The organism is Bdellovibrio sp. 22V, from assembly GCF_030169785.1.
GTDB lineage: Bacteria > Bdellovibrionota > Bdellovibrionia > Bdellovibrionales > Bdellovibrionaceae > Bdellovibrio.
Window position 1 is genome coordinate 24874 of the sequence record NZ_CP125854.1, and the last position, 17226, is coordinate 42099.

Annotated in this window: 19 protein-coding genes; 11 read left to right on the forward strand and 8 right to left on the reverse strand. The window is 47.9% G+C overall.

The annotated features are described in order from the left end of the window. Positions 1 to 3 precede the first annotated feature (3 nt). A complete protein-coding gene (locus QJS83_RS00145) occupies positions 4 to 1068 on the reverse strand; it encodes a response regulator (protein ID WP_284606778.1) in 1065 nt (354 codons plus the stop codon). 48 nt (positions 1069 to 1116) lie between these two features. On the opposite strand from QJS83_RS00145, the gene lptG reads away from it, so the two are divergent. From lptG to QJS83_RS00170, 5 genes are all read left to right on the forward strand, one after another. Further along, positions 1117 to 2196: an LPS export ABC transporter permease LptG gene (gene lptG / locus QJS83_RS00150; RefSeq protein WP_284606779.1), complete on the forward strand. Its 1080-nt coding sequence runs from the start codon at positions 1117 to 1119 to the stop codon at positions 2194 to 2196. A 27-nt stretch (positions 2197 to 2223) separates the two neighbouring features. After that, positions 2224 to 2829 (forward strand): peptide deformylase, encoded by a 606-nt coding sequence (gene def / locus QJS83_RS00155; RefSeq protein ID WP_284606780.1) that lies wholly within the window; start codon positions 2224 to 2226, stop codon positions 2827 to 2829. Next, entirely contained in the window at positions 2826 to 3773 is a 948-nt protein-coding gene (gene fmt, locus QJS83_RS00160; protein WP_284606781.1) for a methionyl-tRNA formyltransferase, read from the forward strand. Before def ends, fmt begins: the two co-directional genes overlap by 4 nt. Beyond that, complete coding sequence (gene rpe / locus QJS83_RS00165; protein WP_284606782.1) at positions 3766 to 4401, forward strand: ribulose-phosphate 3-epimerase; 636 nt, start codon at positions 3766 to 3768, stop codon at positions 4399 to 4401. The genes fmt and rpe overlap by 8 nt, the downstream gene beginning before the upstream one ends. An 83-nt stretch (positions 4402 to 4484) precedes the next feature. After that, a complete protein-coding gene (locus QJS83_RS00170) occupies positions 4485 to 6065 on the forward strand; it encodes an FAD-dependent oxidoreductase (RefSeq protein ID WP_284606783.1) in 1581 nt (526 codons plus the stop codon). Here the strand turns inward: QJS83_RS00170 and QJS83_RS00175 are convergent. The 3 genes from QJS83_RS00175 to QJS83_RS00185 form a co-directional block, all read right to left on the reverse strand. Continuing rightward, entirely contained in the window at positions 6062 to 6265 is a 204-nt protein-coding gene (locus QJS83_RS00175; RefSeq protein WP_284606784.1) for a SlyX family protein, read from the reverse strand. The genes QJS83_RS00170 and QJS83_RS00175 overlap by 4 nt on opposite strands. 65 nt (positions 6266 to 6330) lie before the next feature. Beyond that, positions 6331 to 6702, reverse strand: a complete 372-nt coding sequence (locus QJS83_RS00180; protein ID WP_284606785.1) for a nuclear transport factor 2 family protein — start codon at positions 6700 to 6702, stop codon at positions 6331 to 6333. Positions 6703 to 6727: 25 nt separating this feature from the next. Further along, on the reverse strand, positions 6728 to 7270 hold the full coding sequence (locus QJS83_RS00185) for an NUDIX domain-containing protein (protein ID WP_284606786.1): 543 nt from the start codon (positions 7268 to 7270) through the stop codon (positions 6728 to 6730). Positions 7271 to 7399: 129 nt separating this feature from the next. Here QJS83_RS00185 and QJS83_RS00190 point away from each other — a divergent pair, with 129 nt between their 5' ends. From QJS83_RS00190 to hutU, 3 genes are all read left to right on the forward strand, one after another. Beyond that, a complete protein-coding gene (locus tag QJS83_RS00190; protein ID WP_284606787.1) occupies positions 7400 to 7927 on the forward strand; it encodes an outer membrane beta-barrel protein in 528 nt (175 codons plus the stop codon). A 223-nt stretch (positions 7928 to 8150) separates the two neighbouring features. Continuing rightward, positions 8151 to 9686, forward strand: a complete 1536-nt coding sequence (gene hutH, locus QJS83_RS00195; RefSeq protein WP_284606788.1) for a histidine ammonia-lyase — start codon at positions 8151 to 8153, stop codon at positions 9684 to 9686. A gap of 9 nt (positions 9687 to 9695) precedes the next feature. After that, complete coding sequence (hutU, locus tag QJS83_RS00200; RefSeq protein WP_284606789.1) at positions 9696 to 11342, forward strand: urocanate hydratase; 1647 nt, start codon at positions 9696 to 9698, stop codon at positions 11340 to 11342. A gap of 132 nt (positions 11343 to 11474) precedes the next feature. Here the strand turns inward: hutU and QJS83_RS00205 are convergent, their stop codons facing one another. Then, positions 11475 to 11825, reverse strand: a complete 351-nt coding sequence (locus tag QJS83_RS00205; RefSeq protein ID WP_284606790.1) for a hypothetical protein — start codon at positions 11823 to 11825, stop codon at positions 11475 to 11477. A gap of 195 nt (positions 11826 to 12020) precedes the next feature. On the opposite strand from QJS83_RS00205, the gene QJS83_RS00210 reads away from it, so the two are divergent. From QJS83_RS00210 to QJS83_RS00220, 3 genes are read left to right on the forward strand one after another with little or no spacing between them, the layout of a single operon-like run. Then, positions 12021 to 13022: an ABC transporter substrate-binding protein gene (locus QJS83_RS00210; RefSeq protein ID WP_284606791.1), complete on the forward strand. Its 1002-nt coding sequence runs from the start codon at positions 12021 to 12023 to the stop codon at positions 13020 to 13022. A gap of 16 nt (positions 13023 to 13038) precedes the next feature. Continuing rightward, positions 13039 to 13848, forward strand: coding sequence for an ABC transporter permease (locus QJS83_RS00215; RefSeq protein WP_284608802.1), 810 nt, complete (start codon positions 13039 to 13041; stop codon positions 13846 to 13848). Then, positions 13845 to 14645, forward strand: coding sequence for an ABC transporter ATP-binding protein (locus QJS83_RS00220; protein ID WP_284606792.1), 801 nt, complete (start codon positions 13845 to 13847; stop codon positions 14643 to 14645). The genes QJS83_RS00215 and QJS83_RS00220 overlap by 4 nt, the downstream gene beginning before the upstream one ends. Here the strand turns inward: QJS83_RS00220 and QJS83_RS00225 are convergent. The 3 genes from QJS83_RS00225 to QJS83_RS00235 all read right to left on the reverse strand — a co-directional run bounded on the left by QJS83_RS00225 (position 14642) and on the right by QJS83_RS00235 (position 17173). Beyond that, the gene (locus tag QJS83_RS00225; protein ID WP_284606793.1) at positions 14642 to 15073 is read right to left on the reverse strand and encodes a hypothetical protein; all 432 of its coding nucleotides are present in this window, start codon (positions 15071 to 15073) and stop codon (positions 14642 to 14644) included. The genes QJS83_RS00220 and QJS83_RS00225 overlap by 4 nt on opposite strands. An 82-nt stretch (positions 15074 to 15155) precedes the next feature. Further along, positions 15156 to 15854, reverse strand: a complete 699-nt coding sequence (locus QJS83_RS00230) for a hypothetical protein (RefSeq protein WP_284606794.1) — start codon at positions 15852 to 15854, stop codon at positions 15156 to 15158. Positions 15855 to 15868: 14 nt separating this feature from the next. Continuing rightward, on the reverse strand, positions 15869 to 17173 hold the full coding sequence (locus QJS83_RS00235; protein ID WP_284606795.1) for a hypothetical protein: 1305 nt from the start codon (positions 17171 to 17173) through the stop codon (positions 15869 to 15871). Positions 17174 to 17226: the final 53 nt, after the last annotated feature.

A 17226-nucleotide genomic window follows, 5' to 3' on the forward strand; every position in this document is an offset into this window, starting at 1 on the left:
GTGCTAGATGGACTTTTCTGTTTCGCGGAGGATTTTATTGATTTCTTCGCGGATCACACGTTCCGCGATCTCGGGAAGGACTTTCCAGCAAATGGATTCAATCACTTCGCGAGCTTCCTCACGAACAATCTTTTCCATCATATTTGCGTTCAAGTCCACCTTGGATTGTGTATTGGGCTGAGCATTAGAGGCCGCTGTTTTGGCAGTTCCTTTTTGCAGCGTCTCCATCATTTGCTCTTTCACGGATTTTTCTACTTTGGAAACAAAAGAATCTGCAGGAATTTTCGTTTTTGTTCCCGCAGAAGGCTCGGGCTTGGCAAAGCTGATTTCTTCAAAATCGCCGTCCATTTCGATATGCGCTTGTGAAAGTTCATCATCTTGCGGAATCACAAACTTTGACGCGAAATCGTTGGATTCCGTCTCTGGCAAATTGATTTTGAATTTCGTGAGATCTTGGTGCGCCCATCCGCCTTCATCGTGTTCGTCTTCCGCTTTCGGCGTTGTCAAAGGAACCGCTGAAAACTCTTCGCCGGAAACCTCTAAAGGATGGGCTTCCGCGCTTTCGATTTCAGGAAGAGCCGCAAAGCCTTCTTCTTTAGCTTCAGGGATTGCGTAAATATCTTCGCTCTGCTCTGTCGGTGTTTCTTCAAACTCCGGCATTTCAGGGAAGCTTAAAAAATTAGAGATAGGATTCGATTTTGTTTTTTGGACAAGATCTGTCACAATGGAGCGCAAGTGATCGGCATCAAAAGGCTTTTCAAGACGACGGTCCGCGCGGCATTCTGTGGCTTTGGCTTCATCGATTTCCATGAAACCACTCCACATTAAAACAACAGGAATGTGAGCTGTTTCAGGATCGTTTTTGATATCCGCGCAAACTTCGTAACCTGAGCGTTTTGTCAAAAGAACATCGGCGAAGATGATCTCAGGTTTGAAGGATTTGGTGACAGATAAGACATCGAGGCCTACGGGAACTGCCTTGACCTCGACACCGAAGTCAGACAATGCCAGTTGCATTACTTTTTTGATTGTGGAACTCTCATCTGCAAGTAAGACGCGTAAAGCCATAATGAAAGTAAAATAGGAATTTGCGAACTAGTCAAGGAAACTTAAAGCGTGAACAGAATCGATCGATATACATCATGGTTATTTTGGGGTTATTTCATCGGCGGGCTTTTGGTCTTTTTGACGATCTTTACCGCTGTGGATGCCATGTCCACGATGGTGAACTATAAGGGCGTTACGACGACAGCTCTCCTAAACTACTATCTGTATTCTTTTCCAGAGATTATTCAGAAACTTCTTCCGGTCGCCTGTTTAATGGGCACGATTCTGACCCTTTCTAGCTTGAACAAAGCTAATGAACTCGTTGCGTTATTTGCCAGCGGGATGAGCCTCCTGCGCATTTCTTTGCCGGTTTTATCGTGGGTCGTAATGGTTTCGGCGGTGGGGTATTGGGCGACCGACCGGGTGCTGCCGAAAACAATGAAAGAAAAGAATTATATTTTCTATTACGACATCAAAAAAGAGCCGCATCGTTTTTCCACGATCAAGACGGACAAGATTTGGTATCGCTCGAAAAATTCTATTTTTAATATTCAGACGTTGAATGCCAAAGGAGATCGTGCTCAGGGACTGACGATGTATTTCTTTAATGAAGCCTGGGATCTCGTGCAAATGATCACCGCGCGTGATGTGGAGATCAAAGGGGCGCAATGGCTTCTGGAGCATGGGGCCGTGACGGTCTTTTCGAAGGACTCAAGCTTTCCTTTAACAAGTCAATTTAAGAAAAAGAATATCGTGATGGCCGAGGACTCCAAAGACCTGCAAAGCGCAGGGCAGACGGCCGATATGATGTCACAAAAAGAACTCAAGCACTTTATCGAAAAGAACAAAAATGCCGGCTTGGATACGGTGGCTTACGAGGTCGACTATCACGCTAAAATCAGCTTTGCTTTTGCCGGGTTGGTGATGTGTCTTTTAGGCATCCCTTTTAGTGTCGGCAGGGCCCGTTCCGGCGGAACGATGCTGAATATCGGGATCTGTCTGGGCTTGGTCTTTGCCTATTATGTATTTTATTCCTCGGGAATCACTTTAGGGCAGCATGGAACCGTTCCGCCATATATCGCAGCATGGGCCCCCAATATTGTGATGTCGATCTTGGCCTTGGTCCTTCTCAAAAGGCTGAAACGTTGATATAATGGAGGCCTCCCGGAGGTTCCTATGATCATGAAAATCCTCACATTCCCTGACCCGAAGTTGCGCGAAGTTTCGCAACCGGTAGAAACCTTTGGTCCCGAGCTGAAGAAGCTCGCCGATGACATGATCGAGACAATGTATGACGCGAATGGCATCGGCTTGGCAGCTCCGCAAGTAGGTGAGTTAAAACGCATGGTCGTGATCGACACGCGTCCTAAAGACGACAAAGGTCGACGCTACAAGTACGAAGAAATGACGGAACTAGAAAAAGCAGTTCCGCAACCTCTGGTTCTGATCAATCCACAAATCGTTAAAGGCGAAGGCAAAACAACTTTTGATGAAGGTTGCTTGTCGATCCCTGGCTATTACGAAACTGTCGAGCGCTATAACTATATCGAAATGAAAGCCTACGATGTGAACGGCAAAGAGTTTATCGTGAAGACCGACGGTCTTCTTGCGATTTGCATGCAGCACGAATTGGATCATCTCGAAGGCACATTGTTCATCGATCACTTGAGTTTCGTTAAAGGCAACAAAATCAAAAATCAGATCAAAAAGTACGGCTACCCTGTGAAAGAAAAGGCGGAGGAAGCTGGAGACTCATCAGATAGAGAAAAGTTGGAAGTGTGAGCAAGGTCCGCGTCTGTTTTCTAGGTACTCCTGAATTTGCCGTGACCTCTTTGAAAGCTCTTCTTGAAGACGAGCACTTTGAGGTTGTCGGAGTTGTGACTCAACCTGATCGTCCCGCGGGGCGCAAGCTGCAATTGACTCCAAGTCCTGTGAAAACTCTTGCGCAGGCGCATGGACTGAAAGTTCTCGCTCCGGAGTCTTTAAAAGCCAATCAGCTTATTCTTGATGAAATTGCGAGCTGGGGTGCTGAAGTCGGCGTGGTCGTTGCCTTTGGACAGATCCTTACGCAAAGCTTTTTGGATTCGTTTCGTTTCGGCTGCGTGAATGTGCACGGCTCGATTCTGCCGCGTTGGCGGGGGGCGGCTCCCATTCAGCGCGCGATTGAAGCAGGAGATGTTGAATCCGGTGTGACTTTGCAGAAGATGGTGAAGAAGCTGGATGCTGGTGACATCATCGGTATTCGCCGTGTGAAGATCACTCCCGAGATGAACGCGTTAGAACTGCATGATCAATTGGCGCTTTTAGGTGCTGACTTATTGCGTGTCGAATTGATGGATTACGTGCGTGGAAATTTGGCGCCGGTCCCGCAAAACGAAGCGGAAGTCACCATCGCTAAAAAAATTGAAAAGATGGAATCCTTGATCGACTGGTCCGCCTCGGCGAAATCCATTGATGGCAAGATCCGCGGATTCGTCTACGGTCCTGGCACGTACACTTTGCTTCAAGGCAAAAAACTGAAACTGCATAAAGGCACACCCGTTGCCGGTATCGTAACGGCCGAGCCTGGAACGATCACGTCCGTGCATGATGATTCATTTTCCGTCGCGACGGGCGAAGGTATTTTGCGAATTTACGAAGTCCAGCCAGAGTCCCGCAATCGTATGAAAGTGGAAGACTTCTTGAAAGGACATCCTCTTAAAGTCGGAGATAAAATCGGTGTCTAAGCTTGTCGCTCCCTCTATTTTGTCGGCGGATTTTGCGAATCTTGAAAAAGAGATCAAGGCCGTAGCGGCAGCGGGAGCGGATTGGATTCACGTCGATGTGATGGACGGACATTTTGTGCCGAATATCACAATCGGAATTCCAGTGGTGAAAGCTCTGAAAAAAGTTTCGCCGTTGCCTTTGGATGTGCATCTAATGATCGAAGAGCCTGAACGCTATGTTGAAGAATTCATCAAAGCGGGCAGTGACTATCTTACGATTCATGTTGAAGCGACAAAAGATTCAGCGGGTGTTCTAAAACGCATTCGGGAGCTGGGCGCAAAAGCCGGCATCACATTGCGACCTCGCACTTCTTTGAACGAAGTGCTGCCATTGCTTCCATTGTGCGATTTGGTTTTAGTAATGACTGTGGAGCCGGGATTTGGCGGGCAAAGTTTTATGCACGATCAAATTGAAAAGATTTCGATCTTGCGCCAAGAAATTCGCGATCAAAAATTGAATTGTCTGATTGAAGTCGATGGCGGTATTAATGCCGAGACGGCGAAGCTTTGCCATGAGGCAGATGTATTCGTTGCCGGCAGTTATGTTTTCGGTCGTGATTATAAAACCGCGATTGCTAGTCTTAAGTAAATTATCTTGTATATACTCAGAAAAACGTTTTCTCCCTTGAGTCTGCTTCCTTGGAAATAAAGGATGTGCTCAGAGGGTAGATTATGGCACATGCTCAGCAACACACGCATTCCTTGTGGCAAGAGACGACCGTTTTTCCTACTTTTCCTCCACTCGCAACATCGGTTTCTACGGATGTCTGTGTGGTCGGGGCAGGTATCGCAGGTTTAATGACTGCGTATCGCCTGCTGCAAAAGGGCCGTCGAGTCGTCGTCATCGATAAAGATCCGCTTGGCTTTAATGAGACAGCTCATTCCACAGCTCATCTTGTAAGCGCGCTTGATGACCGCTTCTTTAAACTGCGAAAAACTCACGGCCGCGAAGGCGCGCGTCTGGCTTACAGCAGTCATGCCGCCGCTGTCGATCTGATCGAAAACATTGTCGCCACCGAAGGCATTGAGTGCGGATTTAAACGTCTTAACGGTTACCTCTTTTTAGCCGAAGAACATGACAAGCGTTATTTGGAGCGGGAAAAGGCGGCGGCTTTAGACGCCGGTTGTTTTGACGTTTCTATAGTTGCTGAACCCGAAGAGGAATTCTTTGAAGCGGGACAGTGCTTGCGTTTTCCTCGACAAGCTCAAATGGATCCGGCGAAATTTATGTTGGGATTGTGCGAGAATATTCGCAAAAGAGGCGGTTTGATTTTTCCGGAAACTAAAGGCGATAAATTTCAAGGCGGACTTTCCGCTTACGTCGAAACCTCCGAGGGGCATCGCGTTTCCTGCCAAGATATTGTTGTCGCAACGAATGTGCCTATCAACGATTGGATGACCGTTCACATAAAGGAAGCTGCTTATCGAACGTACGTGATCGGTCTTAAAGTTCCGCGTGAACGTCGCTTGCCCGCACTTTTTTGGGATACGACAGATCCGTATCACTATGTGCGTTTTGCTTCAGATCCTCTGAAAGACTACGACGTCGTCCTTGTCGGCGGTGAGGATCATCGGGTGGGCCAAATCAGTGATCCTGAAAACAGTTTTTCAAGACTGCGCGACTGGGCCGCTCGGCGCCTTAGGATTGAGGGGGAGGTTGTCAGCTCCTGGTCGGGGCAGATCGTAGAGCCCATGGACGGGCTCGCTTATATTGGTCGAAATCCAGGCGACCATGACAACGTTTACATCGCCACGGGGGACTCTGGCAATGGGACCACTCATGGAGCTATCGCTTCTATGATTATCTCGGATCTTATTGTGGCGGGAGAGCATCCATGGGCCGATCTTTATGATCCCCGCCGTTTCAACTGGCGTGGTATCACGCGATTCATTTCCGAAAACTTTCAAAACAGTGTTCAGTATCGCGACTGGATATCCAGTGGTGACAATAAAGATTTGGAAGAGTTGTTGCCCGGCGAAGGCTGCGTGATTTCCGAAGGTCTTACGAAAACGGCCGTGCTTCGCAATGAAGATGGCGGCTTTCAGCGTTTGTCAGCGACCTGTCCTCACATGGGGGGCGTTGTGCGCTGGAATGAAGCTGAAGAAACGTGGGATTGTCCCGTGCATGGCTCTCGTTTCAACAAAAACGGTGAAGTTTTGAATGGCCCCGCCAAAAACAATCTTTCACCGGAACAGCGACCTGCGGAAGAACCGACGCCTCCGCGCAAGAAGGAAGACAGTTTGGATGTTTAGTAATGGGGCGGTTTTTCGCCAGGTCCGCGAACGTTGTCGCCGTCGCCGAGACCTTCAAGTCTTTTTGTTAAAGTTGTCAGAAGGCCTTCGAGTTTGTCGATGGTTTTCTGTTGTTCGTAAAGAACTTGGTTTAGTTCTTCGATCATATACTCTTGATGAGCGATTTTGGTTTCGATGTCGATAAAGCGCTGCTCTGACATAATCTCTCCTCGCGGTGCGAGACTATGCCCTGGCCCGCGAGAAAAGTCATCGGGGATTTCACTTTCTAGAAAATTCCGTTTTTATTGGGAGAATCTTTCAAAACTTCCTGTCCCACGTCCCACAATTCCACGATTTTATCGTTCTCGATACGGAAAATATGAATCACCGCGATCGTGGCAGAGTTATGGTTGCTGCGAATAATTTCTGAAAAAGTCATGACGTGATTGCCGTCCTCCAGCACTTTTTTGACGGTCAAAGTTTTGTTGGGTGTCGCTTTGTGCGCATCCTCCATCGCATGCATCAAGGCTTCGCGGTCGCCTTTAAAGTATTGATTGTGATGAATGAAATTGGCAGCCACGTATTTTTCATAAGCGTTGCGAACGTCACCGGCAGCAGCGGATTTTAGGAAGGCAATAGCGATTTCTTTTTTTTGCATACGTAAATCCTCTCATTGAGTTTTCTTATGGATCGGGATTGCGCTCAACCTGTTTCGCGGGCGTCTGCATCGTCATTGTTTCGAGCAAGCGTCCGTTTTCCAAATATACGGCGCCCTCACTCCGGGCTTGTGCCATCAAAGTGCTTGCGACTCTTTTGGCAACGAGGGGAGTGAGCATGACAAACGCCGCTTCAAGGTCGACAAATTTGTAATCGCGCAATTCGTAAGGGTCTAGACTTATAGCTTGCGCTTGTTTTTCAGAGAGCTCCTTGGCGCCAAAAAGAAACTGGATGTATTCTCCTTTGACGTCTTGATTGGAAATATAGTCGATAGAGATCAGATGGGTCGGCTCGATGGTAATGCCAAGTTCTTCGAAGATCTCGCGATGAAGCGCCTCTAAAGGAGATTCTTCGCCTTGCACGGTCCCACCCGGTAAAATCCATCCTGTGGCGTAGGTCGGCTGCAAAATAAGAAGGTCCTGCTTGTAGAAGAGCAGCGCGCCGGCCCCAATACGTTTTTTGGGAAGAGATTCGTAGAATTCTCTGTCGTCTTTGTAGTTTCGTAACATAAGCCCTCCAGAGGCCGAAGGTCCAGCGCGAGGTCTGTGTCGAGAGAGGATTCGTTGACCGATCCCGAGAGTCCTTTCAAAATTTTAAACGAATCCCTAATTTATATGGGTTACAAAAGGAGAAACTTCATGAAAAAGCTTTTAGCGGTATTTGCTGTAGTACTTGGCTTTTCGACTGTGTCACATGCTGATTTGTTGGTAGAGCCTTACCTTGGCTACGAAATGGGAACGACCAAAGATCAGGACGGAAAAATCGAAGGTACTCAACTGGGTTTGCGTTTAGGTTATGCATCCCCTGTGATGTTCTGGGCTGCTCTTGATGGGACGTTGGGCGTGAGCGCTAAATTCAAACCAGATTCAGGAAGTGATGAGGATGCAAAAAGAACTTCCGTCTATGGCGTTGTAGGTATCGATCTTCCAATTCTTTTGAGAGGTTGGGTTGGTTACGGATTTCTCAATGAAGTTGACTTAGACGACACTGGAAAGCTTAAAGGCACAAGCTACAAAGTAGGCGTGGGCTTCACGGGTCTTCCATTTATTTCTCTGAACTTAGAATATTTGGACGAAAAGTTCACAGAGCGCGGTGGAGTCGATCTTGGAACAGATATGACAAATAAATCCTACGTCCTTTCCGTATCTCTTCCTTTAGAACTCTAATTCCGAGCAAGACAAAAAACTAAAAAAAAGGGAGTTCCAGCAACTCCCTTTTTTTTTGAAAAGGTGCCTGCTTCTTTTTTCTGGCTATGCTGCGTCAGTTTTCCGCAAAATCGCTCTCTGCGGGCCTTGTGACACGGTATTGCCAGAAAAAAGAAGCAGGCACCTTTTGCCTAAAATAGAGTGAATGCGCTAGGATGCGGGACTTTCAGGAGAATCCGCAAATATGCAAATTACTGGTGAAAATATCACGCTCGAAAGTCTTTACGAAATTGCTCATAATCCGAAAATAAAAGCGGTGCTTTCTGCTTCTGGAAAAGCGAAGATGCAACAATCTCGCGATTACATTGAAGGCCGCATTTCCAGCGGTGAAGTGATGTACGGTGTAAATACCGGCTTTGGTGCTTTTTCTTCCGTGCGTATTTCTGACGAACAAATCGAACAGTTGCAAAGAAACCTCATCCGCTCTCACTCGATGGGTGTGGGCGCACCATTCACAAAAACTGAAACGCGCGCGATGATGGTTTTGCGTGCGAATGCTTTGGCGAAAGGTCATAGCGGCATTCGTCCGTTGGTGGTTGAGAAAATTTTGGAATTCCTCAATAACGATATTATTCCTGTGGTACCGTCGCAAGGTTCCGTGGGAGCCAGCGGTGACCTAGCTCCGCTTTCGCACTTGGCATTGGCAATCATTGGTGAGGGCGAAGCTTGGGGAGCAGACGGTAAAGCCGTTCCTGTGCAAAAACTTCTTCAAGAAAAAAATATCCAAGCATTGGATTTGAAAGCGAAAGAGGGTCTTTCCATGATCAATGGTTGTCAGGTGATGACATCCATCGGTCTCCTTTCAGTATGGGAAGCTCGACGTCTTTTGTGGATGGCAGACTTGGCTGGAGCGATGTCTCTAGAAGGTTTGCGTGGGACGCGCAAAGCTTTTGATCCTTTAATCTCGGCGACTCGTCCTCATCCGGGAGAGGCGAAAACAGCGCGCAACTTAATGAAACTTATGGGCGCGACAAGTGAGATCGCGGAAAGCCACGCTGTGAACGATCCCCGTGTTCAAGATGCGTATTCGCTTCGCTGTATGCCAGCAGTTCATGGAGCGGCGAAAGATGCTCTTCGTTACGTAGTCAAAGTTTTGGAAACGGAAGCGAACTCTTCAACGGACAATCCTTTGGTTTTTGCCGAAGCGAACAAGGTTCTTTCCTGCGGGAACTTCCACGGGATGCCGGTAGCCCACGCGATGGATTTCGCGGGCATCGCGATTTCTTCACAAGCCAGCATCAGCGAATGCCGTATTTCCAAAATGATTTCAACACAGATGAGTGAATTGCCGGCGTTCTTAACTCCGAATGGCGGTTTGAACTCAGGTCATATGATCGTGCAAGTCGCGGCGGCTTCTTTGGTGAGCGAGAACAAAGTTTTGGCGCATCCTGCGAGCGTGGATTCCATTCCGACATCCGCGGAAAAAGAAGACCATGTTTCCATGGGCACGATCGCGGCAAGAAAGTTTGCGCAGATTTTAAGAAATGCGGAAAACGTCGTGGCGATGGAAATGCTCTCAGCATGTCAAGCGATGGACTTGCTGGCTCCGCTAAAACCAAACGCTGCGGTGAAGGCCGCTTTTGAGCACATTCGTAAAACAGTGCCTTTCGCAAAAGAAGATCGCATCTTCTCGAAAGATGTGGAAGCGATCAAAGCAATGATGAATTCCAATGAACTTATTAACGTCGTCCAAAACACTGTGGGCGAACTTGAGTGGTAGGAGAGTAAAATGTCTCGCGTGGTAAAAGCTCCAACAGGAAACAAAATGGTTTGTAAGGGCTGGTTGCAAGAAGCCGCCTACAGAATGATTCAAAACAACTTGGACCCTATGGTGGCGGAGCGCCCAGAAGATCTTGTCGTTTACGGCGGTATCGGTAAAGCGGCTCGCAACTGGGAAAGCTTTGATAAAATTCTTGAAGCTCTAAAGAATCTTGAAAACGACGAAACTCTTCTTGTGCAATCGGGAAAACCGATTGGCATCCTTAAAACTCACGAAGATGCTCCTCGCGTTTTGCTTGCCAACTCGAACCTTGTTCCGAAGTGGGCGACGTGGGAAGTTTTCAACGAACTCGATAAAAAAGGCCTGATGATGTACGGTCAGATGACAGCGGGTTCTTGGATTTACATCGGAACTCAAGGCATTATCCAAGGAACTTATGAGTCCTTCGTTGAAGCCGGTCGCCAACATTTTGGCGGCAACCTTAAAGGCCGCGTGATTTTGACAGCGGGTCTTGGTGGAATGGGCGGAGCACAACCTCTTGCCGGAGTTTTCGCCGGAGCGTGCGTGCTGGCTGTTGAGGTCGATCCGACTCGTATCGAAAAACGCCTTGAAACAAAATACGTGGATGAAGTGGCGACGGATATTGATGATGCCATTGCACGCATTCGCAAATACACGGCAGCAGGCGAAGCGAAGTCCGTCGCGTTGCTTGGCAATATGGCGACAGTCATTCACCAGTTGTTGGAAAAGAATTTCATTCCTGATCTTTTGACGGATCAAACATCCGCGCATGATCCTTTGGTTGGTTATATCCCTGAAGGTTATACAGTCGAGACTGCGAAAACTTTCCGCGAGAAAGATCAAAAAGCTTATCTAGATGCGGCCTATGCAGCGATGGCGAAACATGTGCGCGGTATGCTGGCGATGAAAGATCGCGGCGCTGTGACTTTTGATTACGGTAATAACTTGCGTGCCCGCGCTTACGAAGCAGGTGTTACGAATGCCTTCGATTATCCTGGTTTCGTACCGGCTTTCATCCGTCCGTTGTTCTGCAAAGGCAGCGGTCCTTTCCGCTGGGTGGCTTTGTCTGGTGATCCAAACGATATCAAAGTGACTGACAATGCGATGAGAGAGCTTTTCCCGCACAAGAAAGACCTTCTTCGCTGGCTGGATATGGCGGAAGAGCGCATTGCTTTCCAAGGCTTGCCAGCGCGTATCTGCTGGCTTGAATACGGCGAGCGGGCGAAAGCCGGCTTGATGTTCAACAAGCTTGTTGCTGAAGGCAAAGTCAAAGCGCCGATCGTGATCGGGCGCGACCATTTGGATTGCGGCTCGGTCGCATCACCAAATCGTGAAACGGAGGCGATGAAAGACGGTTCAGACGCAGTCAGCGACTGGGCTCTTCTCAATGCTCTTGTAAACACAGCGTGTGGCGCAACGTGGGTCAGCTTGCACCATGGCGGTGGCGTAGGCATGGGTTACTCTCAGCACGCCGGCCAAGTCATCGTCGCAGACGGTACAGAGAAAGCCGCGCGCCGCTTGGAAAGAGTTTTGACGGCAGATCCAGCAATGGGTGTGTTCAGACATCTGGATGCCGGTTATGAACTTGCAAAAGAAGTAGCGATTGAAAGAGGCGTTAAGAGTCTTTGGATTTAAACGACCGAGACTAAACTCAATCAGTCATAACGAAGAATGGGCTCTAAAAGAGCCCATTTTTTGTTTCGGGCTTCTGCCCTCGCCCCGTCGGGGCTTGCGCGCAAAAATGCCTTCCTGGCATTTTTGTATTGTCTAGTGTCTTCCCTGAGGATTCAGCGGATTTTGTGGGGAAGATACTTTTGTTCTGGGTTTGATTTTCGGAGCCGCCGCACGAAGAGAATTGCGGTTTGTCACTTTCATTTTTGGTTGCACCGTAAGACTATTGCCATGTTGTTGCGCTTCAGAGATGGATTCAGCACCTTTTCTTTGCGGTTGAACTCTGTGTGGTTTCGCAGGTCCTTTCGCAGCCACTTTTTTCTTAGAAGCTGTGCGAGATTTTGCCGTTAGTTTGTTAAGAGCCGTGCCTTTCTTACCCGATGTAGCACGTTTCTTTGTGACGGTTTTCTTTTTTCCACTGGCTTTGCGCGTTTGTTTTTTTCTCATGGTTTTCGACTCCTTTGTGTCGAAAATTGTTTTCTACTTCGCGACTCAGAGTCATGTTTCAATAATTTCATCTTCTCTTTTTTTGTTATCTCTCACTGTTTGCCGAAAACCACTTGCCGGAGCTTGTTATAAGACTTATTGCGAGGCGAGGTATTCAGGAGTTCCATGAAGGTGACACGAGAGGAGGGCCGTTTTATGCAACATGCTCGTCAACGCCATTCCAAGCTTCTTCTGAGTTTTTTCTTTCTCTTAATATTGTCGATTCTAAATCTAGACGCCAAGGCGCAAGGACCTGACGTCGTCAGGGTCGGGAACTTAAAGTTCGCGCATTACGGAGCCATCAGTTATTTATCCGAATTCTGCAGTAAATATAATTTGAAAGTCACAGAGCGCGTCTTTGCCAAAGGTCTCGACATCGTTCCAGCAATTATCGCAGGTGAAATCGACGTTGCTGCCAGTGCCGCCGACGCTGCCATCGCGGGCCGAGCCGGGGGCGCGCCCATCTATGCCGTCGCCGGTTTTGCTAAGGGCGGAGCCCGCATTGTGGTTCGAACCGACTTAAAAATAAAATCCGTCAAAGAATTGAAAGGCAAGAAAGTGGGAGTCGCGCGGGGAGGTGCCCAAGAACTTCTTCTTTACGCTGAACTTGCGAAACACAATCTTACTTGGTCAGATCAGCCTGGCAAAGATGTGCGGATTGTCTTCATGGCTTTTGCCGATTTGAATCAAGCCTTACAATCTAAAAATATCGATGCCATGTCACAGAGCGAGCCGCAGTCTTCCCAGGCGATCAACAAAGGCTACGGTGTGGAACTCGTTAAACCCTACGACACCCCTATGGGGGAACCTATCCGAACTCTCGTAATGACGGAAAATATGTACAACAAGAAGAAACCGGTGGCCGAGCGCTTTATGAAATGTTTCGTCGAGGCGACAAAAACATTTATCGAAAAACCGGATCTTGCGCAGAAATACGTCATTGAAAAAATGTTCAAGGGCCAAATCACTCCGCAAGACTTCAAAGATGCAATGGATAACGCCGATTACACTTATGATTTGACGGTGGAGCACATGCAAATCACCACGGATTTTATGGTGAAGTATGGCGTCGGCAGAATGAGAAATCCGCCTAAAGCAACAGACTGGGTGAAATTGGATCTTTTGGCGGAAGCGAAAAAATCTTTAGGAGTTCCTTAGGAGAGTTCAGTTGAAGATGAATTGGGCTTCGACATTAAAAGGAATTTGGGTACCGGCTCTTATCATCATTGTGTGGGAGGCGGTCGTCCGTTTTGGCTTTGTGAATCCGCAGATTCTGCCTTCTCCCTCCGCCGTCGTGATCAGGTGGTATCATTATCTCCTTCCGACGGAAGCGTATGATCCGCAAGTGAGTTCCTATGCCGGCTGGATGTTTTCCGGCGAACTCATTCGCGATTTGATTTCAAGTTTCTATCGTGTGGCCGTTGGATTTTTAATTGGTGCGGGACTGGCTTTGCCGCTCGGTCTGTTGATGGGCGGCAGCACTCATATTTACGACTACATGAATCCGTTGATTCAAGTTCTTCGTCCAATCCCGCCTATTGCTTTTATTCCGCTGGCAATTTTGTGGTTTGGCTTGGGCGATCCTCCCGCTGTTTTTCTGATCGCTCTGGGCGCTTTTTTTCCGGTGCTGATGAACACAATCGTCGGAGTGCGAGCCGTCGACAATATTTACGTGCGGGCCGCTCGCAATTTGGGGGCGTCGCGCACGCAGATGTTTATTAAGATTATTCTTCCGGCAGCGATGCCTTACATTCTCAGCGGCGTGCGCATCGGTATAGGAACGGGTTTCATCTGTATGATTGTGGCGGAGATGATCGCCGTTAATAACGGTCTTGGCTATCGTATCTTAGAAGCCCGGGAATATTTTTGGTCCGACAAAATTATTGCGGGTATGTTTTCCATCGGTCTTTTAGGTTTAGCGATTGATACAGGTGTGAGCCGTCTTAACAATTATCTTTTGCGCTGGCATCGAGGTCTGGAATGAATACGCAATCCCAGATTGAAATTGATCACGTCCATAAAGTTTTTAAGGGCCAGGGGCAGGACGTGGTGGCTCTGAAAGATATCGACTTTACAATCCCACAGGGTCAGTTTTTGTGTTTGCTAGGACCGTCGGGTTGTGGGAAGTCGACATTGCTTAATGCGATCGCGGGATTTTCATTACCCACGCAAGGAACCGTTCGGGTCGAAGGAAAAGTGATTGAAGCTCCGGGGCCTGATCGCGGTATGGTTTTCCAGGAATACGCGTTGTTTCCGTGGATGACAGTGGAAGACAATATCACTTTTGGCTTGAAGCTTCGCAAAGACGCACCGGAAAAGATAGAAAAGAAACTCAACGAGTTATTGCAGATGCTGAAGCTTTCGGATTTTCGCGATCGTTATCCTAAAGATCTTTCGGGCGGAATGCGGCAACGGGTTGCTATCGCACGGGTTCTCGCTTTAGATTCACAGATTATGCTAATGGATGAACCCTTCGGAGCTTTGGATGCATTGACTCGAAGAAGCCTGCAGGATGAGCTTTTAAAGCTCTGGAGCCAAGTGAAGAAAACAATTGTCTTTGTCACGCACTCCATTGAGGAATCCATTTATCTGGCCGACCGAATCATCGTGATGAGTTATCGCCCGGGAACTGTGAAGAAAGATATCACCGTCAATATTCCGCGTCCGCGCAACCCGGCGTCTCCGGAGTTCAATGATTTAAAAAGAGAAATATCCCAACTCGTGATGGCCGAGCAGTCGCGTTTTGAAGAAGCGCAATTAAAGAGCACCACCGGAGATTAATCTTCGTGATAAACGTTTGTCGTGATTTTGCTGCGACTCATTTGCATCGCGCGCAGACTCATTTGTGCAATTAGAAATCCGATACACGTAAAGGCACAGCCCAAAGCGAAAGTCGTTCCTGTCGAGATCGCTCCTAATTTTAAAAAGTGCAACATCGAAGGGGCTTCCGTGTAAGAGAGCTTCAAGGAGTTGCGAATAAGAAGCGGAAGGATATACCCCAAGGTCATTAAGAAAGAATTTTCCAGGATATGCAGAGGTTTTTTAGCGAGAAAGCCGTTCACTAAAAAAAGCAGGCAGAGGAAATTGACAGAATCTCCGACAAAATCCCAATTGTAAGACTGATAAACGAGAACCACAGAACCGGAAAAGAAGAGAACGTAGTAAACCCACAAATTCCGGCAGTGCAGAAATGACCCGTCTTTTGCCATCTGTTAACACTCCTTTATAGAAATCTTAACAGAGGCTCTGTGGATTGAAACAGTGTGACCGTAACTTAATAGTTCCCTGGACCTAGGGCTGAGGGCAATGGCAGTCTTTGAATCGGCAAGAAAGAAGTTTTCCGTGGTTGTTGAATTGGAACTCGAAAACTTTCTTGTCGTGCATTTCCAAACTGACCGTAGATCCGTCTTTAAGAAGCAATTGGGACTTAGCTTCGTGCTTTGTGACTGTTCCCTGCGCGAGCAGAGACTCCACAGTTTCATTGCCTTTAAGAGGTAAACGCTCGGGATAACCCTCTTCATCTAATTTGAAAAAGCGGATTTCTTTCGTGTTGGGGCTGTTGCTGTTATCGGAAGTGATCACATGCACACGGCGTTTTGAACCGTCCGCCAAAGTCAGATGATAATTCTCTAAAGAAATTTCTTCTGTTTTAACGCCGACACTTTTTTGCAGATATTCAATAAGAGCTTCGGGAGTCGCAATGGCCTGTGCTGCCACTTCAGGCGCGCATTTTTGCAAGGACTCTAAGAAATTGTCTTTGTTTGTTGCAGACGCTTCCGGAGCTTGTCCTTTTTCTCCCAAGAAAGAATCGTCGGCTTCGCTGGACTCTTGATCCTCTTCCGGAGTTTGTACGTCCTGTGCAACCGCGCCGTTGATCGCTGCTTGCTTTTGGTGAAACAAAATATGCAAGAAGTAATAGTCCGCAAGAAGGCCCAACCCGAAAAGGACAAGGGCCCAAGTAATCCACGTTTTAAAAGAAATCGATTTCATAGTTCCTTATACTCTTAATCTTTAAGATCCGGACTCCAAGCGTCCCATGATTGACATGATCTTGCACGCTGCGAAGGCCCACGCGCCTCGCCCCAGCGATATTCCGCAGTCTCATGTGGATTGTTGGAAATAAGTCCCGCAAACATGCGGCGTTTGAATTCAGCCAAGTCTATGCGACGGCCAGGCAGATATTCAGTCACGCAAACGGACGCAGAAGAAACGCCTTGAGCTGTCATCATGCGAGCTTCATTGGCTGCAGACTGTTGGATCGCAGGGAAGATCTTGTTCAATTGAGCAACAATCTCAGCACTCAACTGATTGCCACCGTTGATGTGCAGAATCTCGCGATAAGCACGACGCAAAGACATCAAGTCGTCATAAACGCGACGGTCTCTGTTAGGGGTGGAGTACGTGTCGTAAGTCGCATAGTCCATGCAGCGGGAATTTTTCTTAATGTAGGCAAGACCCTCATTCACCGAAGGAATGCGCTCCGTAAAGCCCACGCAGCTCATCTTAAGCAGACGACTGATCATTTGGTTGTCGGTCTCTTGACGAAGAGCCAAACGGCCTTGCACGTAGCGATTCCATTTGTTCAATGGAACGCGATATTGCTCCTCGCTATATCCCGGAACTTCCCAAACGGGTTTGTTGATATGACTTGCCGGTCTCCAACCGCGCAGACCCGCGTGGCCTGCAGGAGAGAAATCGCCTTCAAACACCCATTCTGGATTTGGCCAAGACTGACGTTCTTGCAAACCAAAACCTGAAGTGGCGCCGACAACAGAGTTGTAAACCAAGTGCGGTACACCGATAGAAAGAATTTCTTTAATTGTCCAAGAGTGGTGATTCTTTTTTGTCGTCAGAATCAAAGCGCCGCTGCGAACTGTGTCGCGGCTGATGGCGATAGGATATGTATCGTTCGGAAGTGAACGCGTGCTCATTGTTTGATAAATGAATACCAAGAAATTGCGAACGCGTTCGATCTCGCTTTTGCTGTCCCAACGGCTCATTTTATTTGAAAGAGTTTTGCCTGAAGACGTCGGATCTTGTGCGACAAACGGCAAACGATTTTCATAGGCGAAAACAATACGCATAGAATAAACGGTATCAGCGCAGTCGACGCGCAAACCATAATAAGGATTGTTTTGTCCGTTCGGCAAAGTCTTGCGCGAAAAGAAATCCGTGCGCCACTCTGTGCGAACCCATTCCGCAAAACGATTTTCGTAAGCAGGGGACCACGCGTTGACGTCAGACCAAACGGCCGCCTGTGCCGAGAAGCCGAGAAGTAGGGAGATTAAGAATAAACCGGGACGAAACATGTCACTCTCCTTGGAAGTGTTACACGATCGCAGGGGTATATTGCTCCCTAGTA

Excerpts from the sequence above, each read along its gene's own strand:
- QJS83_RS00145 (WP_284606778.1), bottom strand. The coding sequence starts at position 1,068 with ATGGCTTTACGCGTCTTACTTGCAGATGAGAGTTCCACAATCAAAAAA.
- def (WP_284606780.1), top strand. The coding sequence starts at position 2,224 with ATGATCATGAAAATCCTCACATTCCCTGACCCGAAGTTGCGCGAAGTT.
- QJS83_RS00170 (WP_284606783.1), top strand. The coding sequence starts at position 4,485 with ATGGCACATGCTCAGCAACACACGCATTCCTTGTGGCAAGAGACGACC.
- QJS83_RS00175 (WP_284606784.1), bottom strand. The coding sequence starts at position 6,265 with ATGTCAGAGCAGCGCTTTATCGACATCGAAACCAAAATCGCTCATCAA.
- QJS83_RS00180 (WP_284606785.1), bottom strand. The coding sequence starts at position 6,702 with ATGCAAAAAAAAGAAATCGCTATTGCCTTCCTAAAATCCGCTGCTGCC.
- QJS83_RS00185 (WP_284606786.1), bottom strand. The coding sequence starts at position 7,270 with ATGTTACGAAACTACAAAGACGACAGAGAATTCTACGAATCTCTTCCC.
- QJS83_RS00190 (WP_284606787.1), top strand. The coding sequence starts at position 7,400 with ATGAAAAAGCTTTTAGCGGTATTTGCTGTAGTACTTGGCTTTTCGACT.
- hutH (WP_284606788.1), top strand. The coding sequence starts at position 8,151 with ATGCAAATTACTGGTGAAAATATCACGCTCGAAAGTCTTTACGAAATT.
- hutU (WP_284606789.1), top strand. The coding sequence starts at position 9,696 with ATGTCTCGCGTGGTAAAAGCTCCAACAGGAAACAAAATGGTTTGTAAG.
- QJS83_RS00205 (WP_284606790.1), bottom strand. The coding sequence starts at position 11,825 with ATGAGAAAAAAACAAACGCGCAAAGCCAGTGGAAAAAAGAAAACCGTC.
- QJS83_RS00210 (WP_284606791.1), top strand. The coding sequence starts at position 12,021 with ATGCAACATGCTCGTCAACGCCATTCCAAGCTTCTTCTGAGTTTTTTC.
- QJS83_RS00215 (WP_284608802.1), top strand. The coding sequence starts at position 13,039 with ATGAATTGGGCTTCGACATTAAAAGGAATTTGGGTACCGGCTCTTATC.
- QJS83_RS00220 (WP_284606792.1), top strand. The coding sequence starts at position 13,845 with ATGAATACGCAATCCCAGATTGAAATTGATCACGTCCATAAAGTTTTT.
- QJS83_RS00225 (WP_284606793.1), bottom strand. The coding sequence starts at position 15,073 with ATGGCAAAAGACGGGTCATTTCTGCACTGCCGGAATTTGTGGGTTTAC.
- QJS83_RS00230 (WP_284606794.1), bottom strand. The coding sequence starts at position 15,854 with ATGAAATCGATTTCTTTTAAAACGTGGATTACTTGGGCCCTTGTCCTT.
- QJS83_RS00235 (WP_284606795.1), bottom strand. The coding sequence starts at position 17,173 with ATGTTTCGTCCCGGTTTATTCTTAATCTCCCTACTTCTCGGCTTCTCG.